Below are 17,051 nucleotides of genomic sequence, written 5' to 3' on the forward strand. Positions count from 1 at the left end.
CTCTGGGCTAGCTAGCCTCGGTCGACTCCGAGGCGTCCTCGGGGACGGCGGGGGCCGGCGGTGGGCCGACGCGCAGGCGCGCGATCCGCCGGCCGTCGAGCTCGAGCACCTCGATGCTGCGGCCCTCGACCTCGACGGTGTCGCCCACCTCGGGCAGCCGGCCCAGCTCGGCGAGGACGAAACCGGCGGCCGTCTCGTACGGCCCCTCGGGCAGCCGCAGGTCGGTCGCGTCGGCGAAGTCGTCGAGGTTGAGCAGGCCGTCCACCTCGCGCGGTGCGTCGGGCGCCTGCCGGGCCTCGGGCGCGACCTCCTCGTCGTACTCGTCGTAGATCTCCCCGATGACCTCCTCGATGAGGTCCTCGAGGGTGACGATGCCGTCGGTGCCGCCGTACTCGTCGACGACGATCGCGAGGTGCTGGTTGTCCCGGCGCATCTCGCTGAGCACCGTGAGGACGGCGGCGGTCCCGGGCAACCGGGTGACCTGGCGGGCCAGGTCACCCACGGTCGCCGCCCGTCCCGCCGGGTGGTTGGGCAGGAACAGGTCGCGCACGTGCACGAACCCCACGACGTCGTCCTGGTCCTGGCCCGCCACGGGGAACCGCGACCAGTTCGACTCCGCGACCAGCTTGGCGGCGCGGCTGGCGGTCATCGAGGCCTCCAGGAACTGGACCTCGGTGCGCGGCGTCATCACCTCGCGCACCTCGCGCTCGCCGGCGCGGAACACCTCGTCGATGAGCCGGCGCTCGTCGCTGCTCAGCGACTCGTGCGCGGCGACCAGGTCGCGCAGCTCCTCCTGGCTGATCGACTCACCGCTGGCCTTGGGGTCACCGCCGACCAGCCGGACGAGCCCGTTGGTGGACTTCGAGAGCAGCCAGATGATCGGCCGCGACAGCTTGGCGATGGCGTTCAGCGGGGCGGCGACCATCAGCGAGAAGCCCTCGGCCCGCTGCAGGGCCAGCCGCTTCGGGGTCAGCTCGCCGACGACGAGGGACACGTAGCTGATCGCGACGGTGACCAGGACCAGCGCCAGCGTGCCGGCCAGCCCCTCTCCCACGCCCTGCGTCTGCAGCCAGTCGGCCAGGGGCGCCGACAGGGTGCTCGCACCGAACGCGGCGGAGAAGAACCCGGCGAGGGTGACGCCGACCTGCACGGCGGCGAGGAACTGGTTGGGGTCCCCGAGGAGCTTCTGCACCGCCTGACCGCGGCGGCCACCCTGCTCGGCCATGGCCCGCACCTGCGACTCCCGCAGCGAGACCAGCGCGATCTCCGCACCGGCGAACGCGCCGCCGATCATGATGAAGACGACGACCATGACGATGTTGAGCCATACGTCGCTCACCGGCGGCGTGCTCCTCAGGGGTTCGGGGTGGGGCGGACCGTTCCATGGTGCCGGGTCCATGCTGCCCGCCGGTGGCCCGCGCACGCTCGGGGGCCCCTGCCGGGTGGCGTGAGGGTGGACACGCCGACGGCCTTCCCCGGGGCTCTGAACACGGATAGTCTCGCTCCGATAACGGATCGTGCTCATCTTGAGGACCCGCATGCACCACCGGCCGTCCGGTCCCCCGCTCCCCGCCCACCGCTCCGCCGCCGTCGGCAGCGCGCGGCGCCGCCGTCTGCCACGGGTGGGGCTCGGCCTGGCGCTGACCTCCGTGGTCACCGCCGTCCTCCTCACCGCCCCGGTGGTCTCGGGCCCGGAGGTGAGCCCGCGCGCGATCGACGCGTCGTCCTCGGCCGGGTCGGCTCCCGGCTCGTCGACGTCGGTGTTCCCGGACGCGCCCACGCAGCCCGAGGTCCCGGGCGACGCCGGTGGCGACCAGCCTGCGGGCGCCGTCCCCGGGCCGGCACCCGGGCCCTCCGGCGCCGCAGCGACCCCGACCGCGCCGGCCGCCCCTGCCCCGGCCGCCACGAGGGCCCCGGCTCCACCGCCGGCTCCTGCTCCGGCCCCCGCTCCTGCGCCGGCCCCCGCTCCGGCCCCCGCTCCGGCTCCGGCCCCGGCCCCTGCTCCCGCTCCCGCCGTGACGCGCGCCGCACCCGCACCACCTCCTCCGGCGGCCCCGCCGCCCCCCGCTCCCGCGGTCGCACCCGCGGCTCCGGGGGAGGAGGGCGAGGTCCTGGCGCTGGTGAACGCCGAGCGCGCGAAGGCCGGGTGCGGCCCCGTGGGTGGGGACGCCGGGCTCGCCTCGGTTGCCCGGGCGCACAGCGCCGACATGCGTGACCGCGGCTTCTTCGACCACGTGAACCCCGACGGAGTCGGCCCCTTCGACCGCGCCGACCGCGCGGGCGTCTCCGCCCGGGCCGAGAACATCGCCCGCGGCCAGTCCGGGCCGGCCGCCGTCATGACCTCGTGGATGAACAGCCCCGGGCACCGGGCCAACATCCTGAACTGCGGGCTGACCCGGCTCGGGGTCGGTGTGGCGACCGGCAGCGGCGGCCCCTGGTGGACCCAGCTGTTCGGCTGACCTCGCCCCTCACCGGGGGCCAGCGAGATCCGCCATATCGGGCTCGGGGGCGCCGATCAGACCCCGATCCGGCGTCTCTCGGCCAACTCCACCAGGGCGCGTAGCTGTGCGAGCAATCTCTCGGGACTCCGCAGGTCCGCCGCGGTCACGTGCAGCACCGTCCACCCCGCGGCCACCAGGCGGTTGAGCCTGCGGCGGTCGCGGCGCAACTGGTCCGGCGCGCCGTGCCAGGCGCCGTCGTACTCGAGCGCGATGCGGAGGTCCGGAAAGGCCAGATCGACCCGTGCGACGAAGCCTTGGGCATCCCGGACGACGTGCTGCGGCACCGTAGGCAGCCCGGCCAGCGCGAGCACGACGCGCAGCCGCGATTCCTGCGGCGACTCCGCCCGCGGGTCCACCAGCGAGACCGCCCGGCGGCACCGACTGGCGCCCCGCACTCCTCGCAGCGCCGCAGCCGCCTCCGACAGCGGGACCAGCCCCACGACCTGGGCCGCGACAAGCGCATCGAGCGCCGGGACCGCGTCGAGCAGCGGCTCGAACCGGGCGAGGTCCACGCCCGTCCGCACGCCGGTCGTGAACCGGAAAGGCCCCCTCTGCACCACGTCGAAGGCTTCGACCGCGGTCCGCCGGACGGCCAGACCCGCCGCCGCACCGCAACGCGACGACGGCGGCACGATGAGTTCGACGGGGCTCTGCGCATCGACGAGCCCGGTGACGCCGTGCAGGTAGGCGGCCGTGCGGCCGCAGAACACCGCGCCGTCCGGCGCGAGCAGCCGGGCACCGCGCACACGCAGGCCGAACGACTCCGGCAGCCGCGCGTCGGCGTAGATCCCGTGGAACATCCGCCGCCACGCTGAGCTGCGCAACTCTTCCGCCGTCAGCACGCCGTCGGCGACGACGTCACGGCCGCGGAAGACGGCACCGTTCAGGACCTCGGGACGGCGAGCGCTGGGCACGTCGGAAGCCTGCCGGGGACGGCGGCGCTTCCGCGGGCCCCGTCCACAGGGGGCGAGACGCGGCAGATCGGGCGTCCAGCGAGCCCGCGAAGACCAATTGGGCGAAAGTCGGCGGCGGGCGGCCCCGGATGCGCGGCGGCCCCCGCACCCGGAGGGGTGCGGGGGCCGCCCGGCCCCGTCCAGAGGCTCACCCCGAGCCTGCGAGGGGTGAGGAGGACGGGGTCCTTTTTCAGGCCATGGCCTTCTTGAGGTTGGTGTCGATGGCCGCCAGGAAGTCCTGGGTGGTCAGCCACGGCTGGTCCTTGCTGATCAGCAGCGCCAGGTCCTTGGTCATCTGACCGCCCTCGACGGTGTCGATGCAGACCTTCTCCAGCGTCTCCGCGAAGCGGGTCACCTCGGGGGTGCCGTCCAGCTTGCCGCGGTGGGCCAGGCCCCGCGTCCAGGCGAAGATCGACGCGATCGGGTTGGTCGACGTCTCCTTGCCCTGCTGGTGCTGGCGGAAGTGCCGGGTCACCGTCCCGTGCGCGGCCTCGGCCTCGACGGTGCGGCCGTCGGGGCTCATCAGCACCGAGGTCATGAGGCCCAGCGAGCCGAAGCCCTGCGCCACGGTGTCGGACTGCACGTCACCGTCGTAGTTCTTGCAGGCCCAGACGTAGCCGCCCTCCCACTTGAGGGAGGCGGCGACCATGTCGTCGATCAGCCGGTGCTCGTAGGTGATGCCGGCGGCGTCGAACTTCTCCTTGAACTCGGCCTGGAAGACCTCCTCGAACAGGTCCTTGAACCGGCCGTCGTAGGCCTTGAGGATCGTGTTCTTGGTGGAGAGGTAGACCGGGTACTCGCGCTGGAGCCCGTAGTTCATCGAAGCGCGCGCGAAGTCGCGGATCGAGTCGTCGAGGTTGTACATCGCCATCGCGACACCGCCGCCGGGCGACTGGAAGACCTCGTGCTCGATCGGCTCCGAGCCGTCCTTCGGCGTGAAGGTGATCGTCAGCGTCCCTTCGCCGGGGAACTTGAAGTCGGTCGCGCGGTACTGGTCACCGAAGGCGTGACGGCCGACGACGATCGGCTTGGTCCAGCCCGGCACCAGCCGCGGCACGTTCTCCATGATGATCGGCTCGCGGAAGATGACGCCGCCGAGGATGTTGCGGATCGTCCCGTTGGGCGAGCGGTACATCCGCTTGAGGCCGAACTCCTCGACGCGCGCCTCGTCGGGCGTGATCGTCGCGCACTTGACGCCGACGCCGTGCTTCTTGATGGCGTTCGCGGAGTCGACGGTGATCTGGTCGTCGGTCGCGTCCCGCGACTCGATGCCCAGGTCGTAGTACTCCAGGTTGACGTCGAGGTACGGGAGGATCAGCTGGTCCTTGATGAACTGCCAGATGATCCGGGTCATCTCGTCGCCGTCGAGCTCGACGACGGTGCCCTCGACCTTGATCTTGCTCACGCATTCTCCTTGTGTCTCGTGGCCCCGCTGGAGGGTCCCGCCGCGAGCGCGCGAGCGGTGGGGGGCAGCGGGGTCCTTCTACTTCTTCAGAGGTCGGCTACGTCGGCCTGCTTCGCGCGCACTGCTTCGGCCGCCTCGCGCAGACCCGCCACTTCGCTCTCCGCCAGGTCGCTCTCGACGACCCGGCGGACGCCTTCCCGGCCGATCTCGGCCTCCACCCCGAGGTAGACCCCCGAGATGCCGTACTCGCCGTCGACCCAGGCGCACACCGGCATGACGGCGCCGGAGTCCTCCATGACCGCGCGGGCCATGCGGGCGGCGGCGGCGGACGGAGCGTAGTAGGCGGACCCGGTCTTGAGCAGGGCCACCACCTCCGCACCACCGTTGCGGGTGCGCTGGACGAGGTGCTCGATGCGGTCGGGCGCCATCACCTCGGACAGCGGCTTGCCGTCGACCGTGCAGCGCGACGGCACCGGGACCATGGTGTCGCCGTGCGAGCCCAGCGTCAGGGTGCGCACCGAGGAGACGGGGACGCCCAGCTCCTCGGCGACGTTGTTGGTGAAGCGCGCCGTGTCGAGCATCCCGGCCTGGCCCATGACCCGCTGCTTCGGGAAGCCGGTGGCCAGCTGCGCCAGGGCGGTCATCTCGTCGAGCGGGTTGGAGACGACGATGACGACGGCCTCGGGCGAGGTGCGCGCGATGTTCTCCGCGACCTGCCGGACGATGCCCGCGTTCGTCTCGATCAGATCCATGCGGCTCATGCCGGGCTTGCGCGGGAGGCCGGCGGTGATGACGACGACGTCGGAGCCCTCGGTGCCCTCGTAGGAACCGCCTCCGACGCCGATGACCTCGGTCTCGAATCCCTCGATCGGCCGGGACTGGTTCATGTCCAGCGCCAGGCCCTCGGGCTTGCCCTCCACGATGTCGGTGAGGACGACGGTCTCGAAGACGTCGTACTCAGCGAGCCGGAGCGCGGTGGTGGAGCCGTAGAAACCGGCACCGACGACGGTGACCTTGCCGTTCCTGGGCTGCTTCGCCATGGCCGTCAACCTAGCGGTGCTCGGCGCCTCGTGCCGCCCCGGGGACCCTCACGTCCCGGGGATGGCCAGCGCGACGGCGGTGAGCGTGATCCCGGCACCGGCGAGCAGCACGACGTCGACCGCCCGGCTGCGCACCGCGAGGAAGCCGACCCGGCGCACCGGGAGGAGGAGCCGCAGCAGTGCCGCGCCGACCATCGCCAGCCCGATGACGACCAGCCCGCGGCGCCAGTGCTCGAAGGTGACCAGCAGCAGCCCGAACCCGACCACGACCAGCACCGCCAGCAGCGGCAGCTGCCGCACCAGCCCCGCGAGGAAGGGGCGGCGGACGTAGAGCGGCGGGCGGCTCACGGTCAGGCCGAGAGGGCCTCGAGCGCGGCGGCCCGCTCGGCGGCGAGCACGACGTTCTGCAGCAGCATCGCCCGCGTCATCGGCCCCACCCCGCCCGGGTTCGGTGCCACGTGGCCGGCCACCTCGACGACGTCCTTCGCGACGTCGCCGGCGATCTTCCCGTCCACCCGGCTCACGCCGACGTCGAGGACGGCGGCCCCGGGCTTGACCATCCCGGCGGTGATCAGGCCGGGCACACCGGCTGCGGCTACCACGACGTCCGCCGAGCGCACGTGCGCGGCGAGGTCCCGGGTCCCGGTGTGGCAGAGGGTGACCGTCGCGTTCTCGGTGCGCCGGGTGAGCAGGAGGCCCAGTGGCCGGCCGACGGTGATGCCGCGGCCGATGACGACCATCTCCGCGCCGGCGATCGGCACGTCGTAGCGGCGCAGCAGCTCCACGATGCCGACCGGTGTGCACGGCAGCGGCCCGGGGACGTTCAGGACCAGCCGGCCGAGGTTGACCGGGTGCAGGCCGTCGGCGTCCTTGGCCGGGTCCATGGCCTCCAGCACCCGGCTCTCCTCGATGCCCGCCGGCAGCGGCAGCTGCACGATGTAGCCGGTGCAGCCGGGGTCGGCGTTCAGCTCGGCGACGACGGCCAGCACGTCGGCCTCGGTGGCCGTGGCTGGCAGCTCGCGCTGGATGCTCGCGATGCCGACCTCGGCGCAGTCGGAGTGCTTGGCGTTGACGTACCACCGGCTGCCCGGGTCGTCACCCACCAGCAGGGTGCCGAGACCGGGCCGGTGACCGGCCGCGGAGAGAGCGGCCACCCGCTCGGTCAGCTCGGCGCGGATCGCCGCCGCGGTGGCCTTGCCGTCCAGGATCGTCGCGGGCACGCGCACAGTCTGCCGGAACGGCTCCCGCCGGCGTCGGTGCGGCCCTAGGGTCGAGCGCAACGGGGCGCCCGGCCCCGCCGACCCCGGAGGTGCGCGATGACCGAACGCGACCACGGCGCGACCGCGTCCTACGGCACCGGACCGGCGGCGACCGACCCCGCCTACTCCGACCGCCCGGTGGCCTTCCGCGGGCCCGAGAGCCTGGGCGGGCTGCTGCTCATCCTCGCCGGGATCGTCGCCGCCGTCAGCCTCCCCCTGGACTGGCTGCGCGACCGCGACGACAGCGGGTGGTCGCTGGTGCGCGATGCCTTCGACGACCTCGGACGGGTGTTCGACGACGGCGGCTGGCAGCCCCTGGCCATCGTGCTCGGTGGTGGCCTCCTGCTGCTCCTCGGCGTGGCGCTGTGGCTGCCCGCCCGCAGCCACCGGTTCGTGGGGCTCCTGGCGCTGGTGGTCAGCGGGATCGTGACGGCCGCGGTGCTGGTGCCGCTCGCCGACGCCGGCTGGGACCTCGGCCTCTTCGGCCCCGGCTTCTGGTGCGCGATCGCCGTCGCCGTCCTCGGGCTGCTCGGCTCGCTCAAGGCCGCGCTCACCGGTCCCCGGTACGTGACGAGGTAGCCCTCAGGCCTCCAGGCGCGCGCCGTGGGCGCGGGCGAACTGCACCGCCTGGACGGCGTCGAGCCGCACGTCGGTCAGCTCGAAGGAGCGCCAGTTCAGCTCGTCGGTGGAGGCGCCGCGCAGGTCGGCCCCGCGCAGCTTCGCGTTCTGCAGCCGTGCCCGATCCAGGTCGGCGGAGCTGAGGTCGGTGCCGCGCAGGTCGGCGTCGGTGAGGTCGGCCTCCCGGAACCGCTGCCCCGACAGCTGCAGCGCCGAGAGGTCGACCCCGCGCAGGGACGTCCACGACCAGTCGCAGTCGATCGCCGTCAGCGGCCGCAGCTGCGCGCCGGCGAAGTGCGAGCCGGTGAGCTTGCAGCCGTCGAGGGTGGTGTCGAACAGCCGCGCCCGGTCGAAGCGGCAGGAGAGGAAGGCCGTGCCCAGGTGGCGCGAGCCGCCCATGCGAACCCCGGTGAGCACGCACTCCTCGAAGACGCAACGGCGGGTGACCAGCTCCTCCAGGCCGGCGTCGTCGAACCGGCACCGGCGGAAGGTGACGCCGTCGAGCTGCACCCCCCACCAGTCGACCCGCGCGAAGTCCTCCCCCTCGACGACGGCGCCGGCCTCCGGCGGCCGCACGTGCGGGCGGGACGAGAACGCCCGTGGCCCCGTGTGGGGACCCGCGCCGAGCCTGCGAGGTTTGGGAGGTTGAAGGACCCCGTCCCCCTCACCCTTCGCAGGCTCAGGGTGAGCCTCTGGACGGGGCCTCAATGGGCGAAGTGGCGGGTACCGGTCAGGTACAGCGGCACCCCGGCCGCGGCCGCGGCCGCGACGACCTCCTCGTCGCGCACCGACCCACCGGGCTGGACGACGGCGCGCACCCCCGCGTCGAGCAGCACCTGCAGGCCGTCGGCGAACGGGAAGAACGCGTCGGAGGCGGCGACGGCGCCCGCGGCCCGCTCCCCCGCCCGCGCGACCGCGAGCCGTGCGGAGTCGACCCGGTTCACCTGGCCCATGCCCACGCCGACGGTGGCCCGGTCGTGGGCGAGCAGGATCGCGTTGCTCTTCACCGCGCGTACCGCCCGCCAGGCGAAGACGAGGTCGTCGAGGCCCGCGGCGTCCAGCGGCTCGCCGGTCGCGAGGGTCCAGGTGGTGGGGTCGTCGCCCGCGGCGTCGATGCGGTCCCGGGTCTGCAGGAGCAGCCCGCCGCTGATCGGGCGGGACTCCACGCCGTTCTCCGGCAGGTGCGGCAGCCGCAGCAGCCGGATGTTCTTCTTGCCCGTCAGCACCGCGACGGCGTCGTCGGTGAAGCCGGGGGCGACGACCACCTCGGTGAACACCTCGGCCACCTGCTCGGCCATGGTCAGGTCGACCTCGCGGTTGGCCGCGATGACGCCCCCGAAGGCCGACACCGGGTCGCAGGCGTGCGCCTTGCGGTGGGCCGCGGCGATGTCCGCGCCGACGGCGATGCCGCAGGGGTTGGCGTGCTTGATGATCGCCACGCACGGCTCGTCGTGGTCGTGCGCGGCCCGCCAGGCGGCGTCGGTGTCGACGTAGTTGTTGTAGGACATCTGCTTGCCGTGCAGCTGCTCGGCGTGGGCGAGCCCCGGCCTCTCCGAGCGGTACAGCGCGGCGGCCTGGTGCGGGTTCTCCCCGTAGCGGAGGACGTCGGCCCGCTCCCAGCTGCCACCCACCCAGGCGGGGAATCCGCTGTCGTCGTCGGGGGCGAGCACGTTCCCCATCCACGAGGCGACGGCGACGTCGTAGGAGGCGGTGTGCCGGAAGGCGGCGGCCGCCAGTCGTCGCCGCTCGGCCAGCGTGAACCCGCCGGCGGAGACCGCGGTGAGGACGTCGTCGTACCGGGCGGGGTCGACGACGACGGCGACCGAGGGGTGGTTCTTGGCCGCGGCGCGCACCATCGCCGGCCCGCCGATGTCGATCTGCTCCACGCACTCGTCGGGGGCGGCCCCCGAGGCCACCGTCTCGGTGAACGGGTAGAGGTTGACGACCACCAGGTCGAAGGCGGCGATGCCGAGCTCGGCCAGTTGCGCGACGTGCTCGTCCTTGCGCCGGTCGGCGAGGATGCCCGCGTGCACAGCGGGGTGCAGCGTCTTCACCCGGCCGTCGAGGCACTCGGGGAAACCGGTGACCTGCTCGACCGGGGTGACCGGGATGCCGGCGTCGGCGATCCGGCGCGCGGTGGCCCCGGTGCTCACCAGCTCCACCCCGGCGGCGGCCAGCCCTCGGGCGAGCTCCTCGACGCCGGACTTGTCGTAGACGCCCAGCAGGGCGCGGCGGATCGGGGTGCGGTCGCTCATCGGGTGCTCTTCCTCGTCCGGTGGGGGGTGGTCGGGGGCGCGGCGACGACGGCCGCCACCGTCTCCACCAGGAGCTGGCGCTCCACGTCCTTGATCCGCTCGTGCAGCGTCGCCTCGTCGTCGCCGGGCAGCACCGGCACCTCGCGCTGGGCGAGCACCGGGCCGGTGTCGACTCCGGCGTCGACGAGGTGCACGGTCGCGCCGGTCACCGCGGCGCCGGCCGTCAGGGCGTCGCGGACCGCGTGCGCCCCGGGGAACGCCGGCAGCAGCGCCGGGTGGGTGTTGAGGAGCCGACCCTCGAAGGCGGCGAGCACCGCCGGCCCGACGATCTTCATGAAGCCGGCCGAGACGACGAGGTCGGGCTCGAACCCGGCGATCCGCTCGGCCAGGGCGCGGTCCCAGGCGGGCCGGTCGGGGTGCTGGCCGAGGGCGCAGACGAAGGTGGGCAGGCCGCGCCGGCGGGCGTGCTCGAGCCCCGGGGCCTCGCGGTCGGCCCCGACGGCGACCACGTGCGCCGGGTAGTCCGGGTCGTCGGTGGCCGCCAGCAGCGCGGCGCAGAGCGATCCGGCACCCGACAGCAGGACGACGATCTTCGCCCGGGCAGGAGGCTCGTGGGCGGGCACGTCGCCGACCCTATAAGGACCCCCTCGCCCCCCACCGCTCGCACGCTCGCGGCGGGCCCCTGCGAGGAAGCCGGGCGACGGGATCCTGCTCCTTTCAGCCCAGGGCCCGCCAGCGGGTGACGGCGGCCGCGATCGCCGCGACGATCGCCGCCTGCACCGCGATCGCGATACCGGTGGCCACCGGCGGGGCGCCGACCAGCGAGAGGGCGCCGTCGCCGAGCGTGCCCCCAGCGGTCCAGGCGAGCAGCCCGGCGAGCAGGCCGAGCAGCGACCCGGCCAGCAGCCCGGCGAGACCGGCGACGACCGAGCCGCCGTCCCGGTCGGTGAACCACCGGCCCAGGGTGACCCCGGCGACCAGGCCCGCCACGGCGGGGACGACCTGCGAGACGAAGGCGACCAGCGGCACCGCCTGCGTGTCCGGCAGCGCCGCGAGCAGTGGCAGCGCGGGGACGCTGCCCAGCGTGACGCCGTGCACGGACACCAGCGTGCCGGTGCCCACGGAGAAGCCCGGCCCGGCGGCCAGCCCGAGGACGGCGACCGCCGCGTTCGGCAGGTAGAGCGCGCTCAGGCCGAGCAGGCCGAGGGCCCCCGCGCCCGCTCCACCGAGCGCGCCGGAGACCGCGGCGTACCCCGAGGCGTCGCTGGCCAGCGCGACCGCCACCACGAGGAAGGCCAGGGCCAGCGCGGTCAGCAGCCCGGCGAGGATCCCGCGGAGCACCGGGCGGACGACGCCCGGAAGCCTGTCCAGCCCGGCGTCGACGAGCCCGGACTCGCGGCCCGCGCCCCACCCGACGGCGAGCAGCGTCAGGCCCGCGGGGAGCAGCAGCGTGCGCGGCCAGCCGGTGCCGGCCGTGGTGCCGTCCACCGCGAGCGCGAGCAGCCAGGTCAGCGCCAGGTGGACGAGCACCACCGTCGCCGCCGCCCGGGCCACCGACCGGCCGTGCGCCCCGGCGTCCAGGACCCGGACGGCGACCCGCCCGGCCCACGACAGCCCCCCGGCCGCGAGCAGGGTCAGCAGCAGGGGTGCCAGCGCCAGGGGGCCGGAGGCCGGCCGGAGCTCGGCCCCGTGCGCGAGCAGCCACAGCCGGGTGCCGAGGGCCGCCGACCCGCCGGCCGACATGCCGCCGGCCGGGTCCAGGGTGTGCACGACGACCAGCGCGAGCCAGAGACCGACGAGCCCGACGACCGTGACGGCGGCCGCGCCGAGGGCGGCCAGGACGGCCGGGGGTGCCGGCCACCCGGCCGACCCGGCGTCCCGCCGGAAGGGCAGACGTGCGAGCAGCGGGACCACCTCACCACTCTCGCAAGCTCCCGCGGCCGATGTCCGCCGCACGCGCCGGAGCCGGCCGACCTCCAGCGACCGCGCCGGGACGTCGGTCAGGTGTCCGTGCCCGGCCGGTCGCTCTGCGTGGTGCCGGACGCCTCCCCGGAGGCGGTCGAGCCGCCGGGGCCGCCGGCGCCACCCGGGTGCTCCTCGGACGCGGGCCGCGTCTGCTGCGGCGGCCACGTTGCCTGCTGGTGCGGGTAGGGCTGCCCCGGCGCGTAGGGCTGACCGTACGGCGCGTAGGGGTAGGGCTGGCCGGGCCACTGCCCGCCGTGGTGCTGCACGACGGGCCGCGGGGGGCGCTCCCGCAGCTCACGGCGCAGGGCGAGCACCGCCACCACGGTGATGGCGACGCCGGTGAGGAAGCCCAGCAGCGCCCAGAACGAGAAGGCGTACCGCAGGGTGTCCAGCCAGGAGAAGAGGGTGAGCGTGAGCCCCAGACCGGCCAGGCCGGCGGTCACCGCGGAGCGGGGGAAGGTGAGCGTCGTCCGGACGAAGGCGGGGAGGACGGCCCAGGCCGTCGCCAGCAGGAAGAGCACGAAGGCGGCCACCACCATGCCGTCCTCGAAACCGCTGAAGGTCACCCCGAACGTCGCGTCGCCGAACCGCCACCAGGGCAGGAAGCCGACGAGGAGGAACAGCAGCGTGCCGCCCGCGACGGCGAGGTCGGTCCAGGCCAGCCGCCTGGGGTCGACGGAGAACTCCGCGCCCCCCGGCCGCCCCCCGGTCGGCTCACCCGGGCCGTACGGCGGCGGTCCGTACCCCGGCGCGTAGGCCGGCTGACCGTAGGGCTGCTGCCCGTAGGCCGGCGGGGGTGCACCGTAGGGCTGCGACCCGTACGGGGGCTGCCCGTACGGGGGCTGCCCGTACGGGGGCCGCCCGTAGCCCTGCCCGTGGGGAGGCTGGCCGTACTGCGGCTGCCCGTAGGGGGCCTGCCCGTACGGGGGCTGGCCGTACGGGGGCTGGCCGTACGGGGGCTGGCCGTACTGGGGCTGCCCGTAGCCCTGTCCATGGGGAGGCTGGCCGTACTGCGGCTGCCCGTAGGGCGCCTGCCCCTGCGGGGGCTGGCCGTAGGGCGCCTGCCCCTGCGGGGGCTGGCCGTGCGGGAGCTGTCCGTGCGGAGCCTGGCCGTGCGGCTGCTGCCCCGGCTCCGCCGTCCGCGGGGCCTCGTGCGCCTGCCCCTCGGGTGGCTGGGCACCCGCGGGAGAGCCGCCGTCCTCGGGCGGCTGCGGGGGCTGGCTGGCGGTCACGGTGATCTCCTCCGGACGGAACGGGTGCGCGTCGATCGTGGCGGTCGGGGCGCGGCGCGCGCAACGGCGCACCACGGCCCGGACGCACCGCTGCCCGGTGACCAGGAGGGTCACCGGGCAGCGGGGTGGTCGGGGGTGCGGCGTCCGCTAGCCGACGATCTCGCGCATGAGCTGCGCGGTCTCCGACGGCGTCTTGCCCACGCGCACGCCGGCGGCCTCCAGGGCCTCCTTCTTGGCCTGGGCGGTGCCGGCCGAGCCGGACACGATGGCGCCGGCGTGGCCCATCGTCTTGCCCTCGGGCGCGGTGAAACCGGCGACGTAGCCGACGACCGGCTTGGTCACGTTGGCCTTGACGAAGTCCGCGGCCCGCTCCTCGGCGTCGCCACCGATCTCACCGATCATCACGATGGCCTCGGTCTCCGGGTCGTCCTGGAACGCCTGGAGCGCGTCGATGTGCGTGGTCCCGATGACCGGGTCGCCGCCGATGCCGATCGCGGTCGAGAAACCGATGTCCCGCAGCTCGTACATCATCTGGTAGGTCAGCGTGCCCGACTTCGACACCAGGCCGATCTTGCCCTGCTTGGTGATGTTGGCCGGGATGATGCCGGCGTTGCTGCGCCCGGGGCTGATCAGGCCGGGGCAGTTCGGGCCGATGATGCGGGTCGAGCCACCCTGGGCGTGGGCCCAGAAGTAGGTGGAGTCGTGCACCGGGATGCCCTCGGTGATGACGACGGCGAGCCCGATCCGGGCGTCCACGGCCTCGGTGACGGCGGCCTTGGCGAACGGCGGCGGCACGAAGATCACGCTGACGTCGGCGCCGGTCTCCTTCATCGCCTCGGCGACGCCACCGAAGACCGGCACGCTGGTGCCGTCGAAGTCGACGGACTGGCCGGCCTTGCGCGGGTTGACGCCACCGACGATCGCGGTGCCCGAGGCGAGCATCCGCTGCGTGTGCTTCATGCCCTCGGAGCCGGTCATGCCCTGGACGATGACCTTGCTGTTCTCGTTGAGGAAGATCGACATGTCTCTGGTGTCCTGTCGGGAGTCGGGGCGATCAGGCGGCGAGCTCGGCGGCCCGGCGCGCGGCGCCGTCCATCGTGTCGACCAGGGTGACCAGCGGGTGGTTGGCCTCGGCGAGGATCCGCCGGCCCTCCTCGACGTTGTTGCCGTCGAGGCGGACGACCAGGGGCTTGGTGGCCTCGTCGCCGAGGATGCCGAGGGCCTGGACGATGCCGTTCGCCACGGCGTCGCAGGCGGTGATGCCGCCGAAGACGTTGACGAACACGCTCTTGACGGCCGGGTCGGAGAGGATGATCTCCAGGCCGTTGGCCATCACCTCGGCGGAGGCACCGCCACCGATGTCGAGGAAGTTGGCCGGCTTGACGCCGCCGAACTCCTCACCGGCGTAGGCGACCACGTCGAGGGTGCTCATGACCAGGCCCGCACCGTTGCCGATGATCCCGACCTCGCCCTCGAGCTTGACGTAGTTGAGGTCCTTCTCCTTGGCCCGCGCCTCGAGCGGGTCGGCGGAGGCGGCGTCCTCGAGCGCGGCGTGCGCCTCGTGGCGGAAGCCGGCGTTCTCGTCGAGGGTGACCTTGGCGTCGAGGGCGAGCACCGTGCCGTCGGGGGCCTTGGCGAGGGGGTTGACCTCGACCAGCGTCGCGTCCTCCTTGCTGAAGACGTCCCACAGCTGGACGGCGATCGCGATGACCTGGTCGCGCACCTCGGCGGCGAAGCCGGCGGCGTCCACGATCTCGGCGGCCTTGGCCGTGTCGACGCCCTTGCTGGCGTCGATCGGGATGCGGGCCAGCGCCTCGGGGCGCTCGACGGCGAGCTGCTCGATCTCCACGCCGCCCTCGACGCTGGCCATGGCGAGAAAGGTGCGGTTGGACCGGTCGAGCAGGTAGGAGAAGTAGTACTCCTCGGCGATGTCGCTGGCCTGGGCGACCATCACGCGGTGCGTGATGTGGCCCTTGATGTCCAGCCCCAGGATGTCCTGGGCGCGCGCCTTGGCGTCCTCGGGGTTGTCGGCGAGCTTGACGCCGCCGGCCTTGCCGCGACCGCCGGTCTTCACCTGGGCCTTGACGACGACGGTCTGCCCGATCTCGCGGGCGATCGCCTCCGCCTGCTCCGGGGTTTCGGCGACGCCGCCGGGGAGCACGGGGACACCGTGCGAGGCCAACAGGTCACGGGCCTGGTACTCGAAGAGATCCACGAAAAGGCACCGTAGCCCGCCCGCAACCGCGCCGCTGCCCCGGGCCGGGAGGGAGCGGGTCCGGGGTGGGGTGCGTCACAGGCGGGCAGGCGCTCCGGGGTCAGGCGCCGGCGGGCTCGCCCACGTGCTCGCGTACCCACTCGACGATCTCGGTGGTGGTCGCCCCCGGCGTGAAGATGCCGGTCACGCCGATGCGCCGGAGCTCGGGGACGTCCTCCTCCGGGATGATCCCGCCGCCGAAGACGACGACGTCGTCGACGCCGCGCTCCCGCAGCAGCTCGGTGAGCCGGGCGAAGAGCGTCATGTGCGCGCCGGAGAGGACGGAGAGGCCGACGGCGTCCGCGTCTTCCTGCACCACCGTCTCGACGATCTGCTCGGGGGTCTGGTGCAGGCCGGTGTAGACGACCTCCATCCCGGCGTCGCGCAGCGCTCGCGCGACCACCTTCGCCCCGCGGTCGTGCCCGTCGAGGCCCGGCTTGGCGATGACCACCCGGATGCGTTCGTCCACCACGGCTGGGAGCTTAGGAGCTACCCGCCCGAGGGAGTGGCGCGGGTCACGCCCCGGCGCGACGGGCCCGCCAGGCGAAGGCCGTGAGCCCCGTCAGCCCGAGGCCCGCGAGGAGCAGGCCGGCGCCGGGCACCGTCCACACCAGCTCGTCGGACGAGGCGGCGTCGCGCAGCCCCGCCAACCCCGCGCCGAGCACGGTCACGGCGACGGCGAGCAGCCCTCCGACCGCGGCCAGCCGCGGTCGCAGCGACGGCGCGATCACCGCGCAGAGCAGCAGCGTGCCGGCGAGCAGCAGCCCACCGAGCAGCGCGAGCCCCGGCCGCTCGAGCAGCGCCTGCGGCCCCTCCTGGGTCACGACGACCCGCATGCCGGTGACCGGGTCGATCTGCAGCTGCTCGGGGACGTCGGCGGCGGGCAGCGCGAGGGAGAGCACCGCCGCCACCCCGAGCAGCACCGCGGCGCCGGCCAGCACCGAGCGGAGCGGGTCCAGGGGGCCGCGGTCCTCCATGACCGTCCGACCCCAGGCCGCCGCGCCGACGACGCCGGCGAGCGCCGTCAGCACCAGGGCGGCGACCCCGAGCACCCAGCCGGCCCCGACCTGGACGCTGCTGGTGAGCACCCGCTCGCCGGCCAGCACCTCCACGCCCGGGCGCGCCGTCGAGCTGCTGCCCCGGTAGAGCTCGATGAGCAGCTCCCCGACGGCCAGCGCACCGGCGACGGAGGCGTAGGCGAGCCCGAACTTCGGCACCGCCCGGCGGAGCAGGGTCACCCCGACCGCCAGGTGGACGAGGGGCACCAGCAGGGTCGCCAGCGCTCCCCCCACCCCGCGCACCTGGCGCAGCTCCTCCCCGCCGACCACGAGGTACGTGGGCACGGCCGCGAGCACCCCGGCCAGGCCGGCGAGCACCAGCAGCAGGCCGCAGAGCCGCACCGTTCCGGGCACGGCGCCGACGACCACCCGGTCCCCGGCGGTCACCGGGGCGGCGGCGCTCGGCGCGGTGGCCTCCCGGCGGGCCGAGGCCCTTGCCCGGTCGGCCCCGGTGCGGTCGGTCCGGGCGCGGTGGTCGCGGGTGGACACGGTTCCCCCTTCGGCAGCGTGG

Annotated in this window: 17 protein-coding genes; 2 read left to right on the forward strand and 15 right to left on the reverse strand. The window is 74.4% G+C overall.

The genetic code is table 11. The annotated features are described in order from the left end of the window. Window positions 1-7: 7 nt before the first annotated feature. Entirely contained in the window at window positions 8-1,339 is a 1,332-nt protein-coding gene (locus tag ACI79P_RS03165) for a hemolysin family protein (protein WP_456579592.1), read from the reverse strand. 676 nt (window positions 1,340-2,015) lie between these two features. Between ACI79P_RS03165 and ACI79P_RS03170 the strand changes: the two genes are divergently transcribed. Further along, window positions 2,016-2,459 carry a CAP domain-containing protein gene (locus ACI79P_RS03170; protein WP_456579593.1) on the forward strand — a complete coding sequence of 148 codons (444 nt, stop codon included), beginning with the start codon at window positions 2,016-2,018 and terminating at the stop codon, window positions 2,457-2,459. Window positions 2,460-2,515: 56 nt separating this feature from the next. On the opposite strand, the gene ACI79P_RS03175 is transcribed toward ACI79P_RS03170, so the two are convergent. The 5 genes from ACI79P_RS03175 to ACI79P_RS03195 all read right to left on the reverse strand — a co-directional run bounded on the left by ACI79P_RS03175 (window position 2,516) and on the right by ACI79P_RS03195 (window position 7,119). Then, window positions 2,516-3,301, reverse strand: coding sequence for an endonuclease domain-containing protein (locus tag ACI79P_RS03175; protein WP_456579594.1), 786 nt, complete (start codon window positions 3,299-3,301; stop codon window positions 2,516-2,518). 343 nt (window positions 3,302-3,644) lie between these two features. Further along, window positions 3,645-4,859, reverse strand: a complete 1,215-nt coding sequence (locus ACI79P_RS03180) for an NADP-dependent isocitrate dehydrogenase (protein WP_456579595.1) — start codon at window positions 4,857-4,859, stop codon at window positions 3,645-3,647. An 86-nt stretch (window positions 4,860-4,945) separates the two neighbouring features. After that, window positions 4,946-5,899: a malate dehydrogenase gene (mdh, locus tag ACI79P_RS03185; RefSeq protein ID WP_456579596.1), complete on the reverse strand. Its 954-nt coding sequence runs from the start codon at window positions 5,897-5,899 to the stop codon at window positions 4,946-4,948. A gap of 48 nt (window positions 5,900-5,947) precedes the next feature. Beyond that, complete coding sequence (locus ACI79P_RS03190; protein ID WP_456579597.1) at window positions 5,948-6,247, reverse strand: DUF3017 domain-containing protein; 300 nt, start codon at window positions 6,245-6,247, stop codon at window positions 5,948-5,950. Between the two features lie 2 nt (window positions 6,248-6,249). Beyond that, window positions 6,250-7,119, reverse strand: a complete 870-nt coding sequence (locus ACI79P_RS03195) for a bifunctional methylenetetrahydrofolate dehydrogenase/methenyltetrahydrofolate cyclohydrolase (RefSeq protein WP_456579598.1) — start codon at window positions 7,117-7,119, stop codon at window positions 6,250-6,252. A 96-nt stretch (window positions 7,120-7,215) separates the two neighbouring features. Here ACI79P_RS03195 and ACI79P_RS03200 point away from each other — a divergent pair, with 96 nt between their 5' ends. Further along, the gene (locus tag ACI79P_RS03200; RefSeq protein WP_456579599.1) at window positions 7,216-7,737 is read left to right on the forward strand and encodes a hypothetical protein; all 522 of its coding nucleotides are present in this window, start codon (window positions 7,216-7,218) and stop codon (window positions 7,735-7,737) included. 3 nt (window positions 7,738-7,740) lie between these two features. Here ACI79P_RS03200 and ACI79P_RS03205 read toward each other — a convergent pair whose 3' ends face one another. The 9 genes from ACI79P_RS03205 to ACI79P_RS03245 form a co-directional block, all read right to left on the reverse strand. Further along, complete coding sequence (locus ACI79P_RS03205) at window positions 7,741-8,352, reverse strand: pentapeptide repeat-containing protein (RefSeq protein ID WP_456579600.1); 612 nt, start codon at window positions 8,350-8,352, stop codon at window positions 7,741-7,743. Between the two features lie 128 nt (window positions 8,353-8,480). After that, window positions 8,481-10,031: a bifunctional phosphoribosylaminoimidazolecarboxamide formyltransferase/IMP cyclohydrolase gene (gene purH, locus ACI79P_RS03210; protein WP_456579601.1), complete on the reverse strand. Its 1,551-nt coding sequence runs from the start codon at window positions 10,029-10,031 to the stop codon at window positions 8,481-8,483. Further along, window positions 10,028-10,654, reverse strand: coding sequence for a phosphoribosylglycinamide formyltransferase (gene purN, locus ACI79P_RS03215; RefSeq protein ID WP_456579602.1), 627 nt, complete (start codon window positions 10,652-10,654; stop codon window positions 10,028-10,030). Before purN ends, purH begins: the two co-directional genes overlap by 4 nt. Before the next feature lie 94 nt (window positions 10,655-10,748). Beyond that, the gene (locus tag ACI79P_RS03220; protein ID WP_456579603.1) at window positions 10,749-11,945 is read right to left on the reverse strand and encodes a cell division protein PerM; all 1,197 of its coding nucleotides are present in this window, start codon (window positions 11,943-11,945) and stop codon (window positions 10,749-10,751) included. A gap of 86 nt (window positions 11,946-12,031) precedes the next feature. Continuing rightward, window positions 12,032-13,228, reverse strand: a complete 1,197-nt coding sequence (locus tag ACI79P_RS03225) for a hypothetical protein (protein ID WP_456579604.1) — start codon at window positions 13,226-13,228, stop codon at window positions 12,032-12,034. 147 nt (window positions 13,229-13,375) lie between these two features. Then, the gene (gene sucD, locus ACI79P_RS03230) at window positions 13,376-14,251 is read right to left on the reverse strand and encodes a succinate--CoA ligase subunit alpha (RefSeq protein WP_456579605.1); all 876 of its coding nucleotides are present in this window, start codon (window positions 14,249-14,251) and stop codon (window positions 13,376-13,378) included. A gap of 31 nt (window positions 14,252-14,282) precedes the next feature. After that, on the reverse strand, window positions 14,283-15,443 hold the full coding sequence (gene sucC, locus ACI79P_RS03235) for an ADP-forming succinate--CoA ligase subunit beta (RefSeq protein ID WP_456579606.1): 1,161 nt from the start codon (window positions 15,441-15,443) through the stop codon (window positions 14,283-14,285). 100 nt (window positions 15,444-15,543) lie between these two features. Further along, entirely contained in the window at window positions 15,544-15,954 is a 411-nt protein-coding gene (locus ACI79P_RS03240) for a cobalamin B12-binding domain-containing protein (RefSeq protein WP_456579607.1), read from the reverse strand. A 43-nt stretch (window positions 15,955-15,997) separates the two neighbouring features. Then, window positions 15,998-17,029 carry a hypothetical protein gene (locus tag ACI79P_RS03245; RefSeq protein ID WP_456579608.1) on the reverse strand — a complete coding sequence of 344 codons (1,032 nt, stop codon included), beginning with the start codon at window positions 17,027-17,029 and terminating at the stop codon, window positions 15,998-16,000. Between the last annotated feature and the right edge of the window lie 22 nt (window positions 17,030-17,051).

It is taken from the genome of Blastococcus sp. SYSU DS0510, assembly GCF_054050835.1.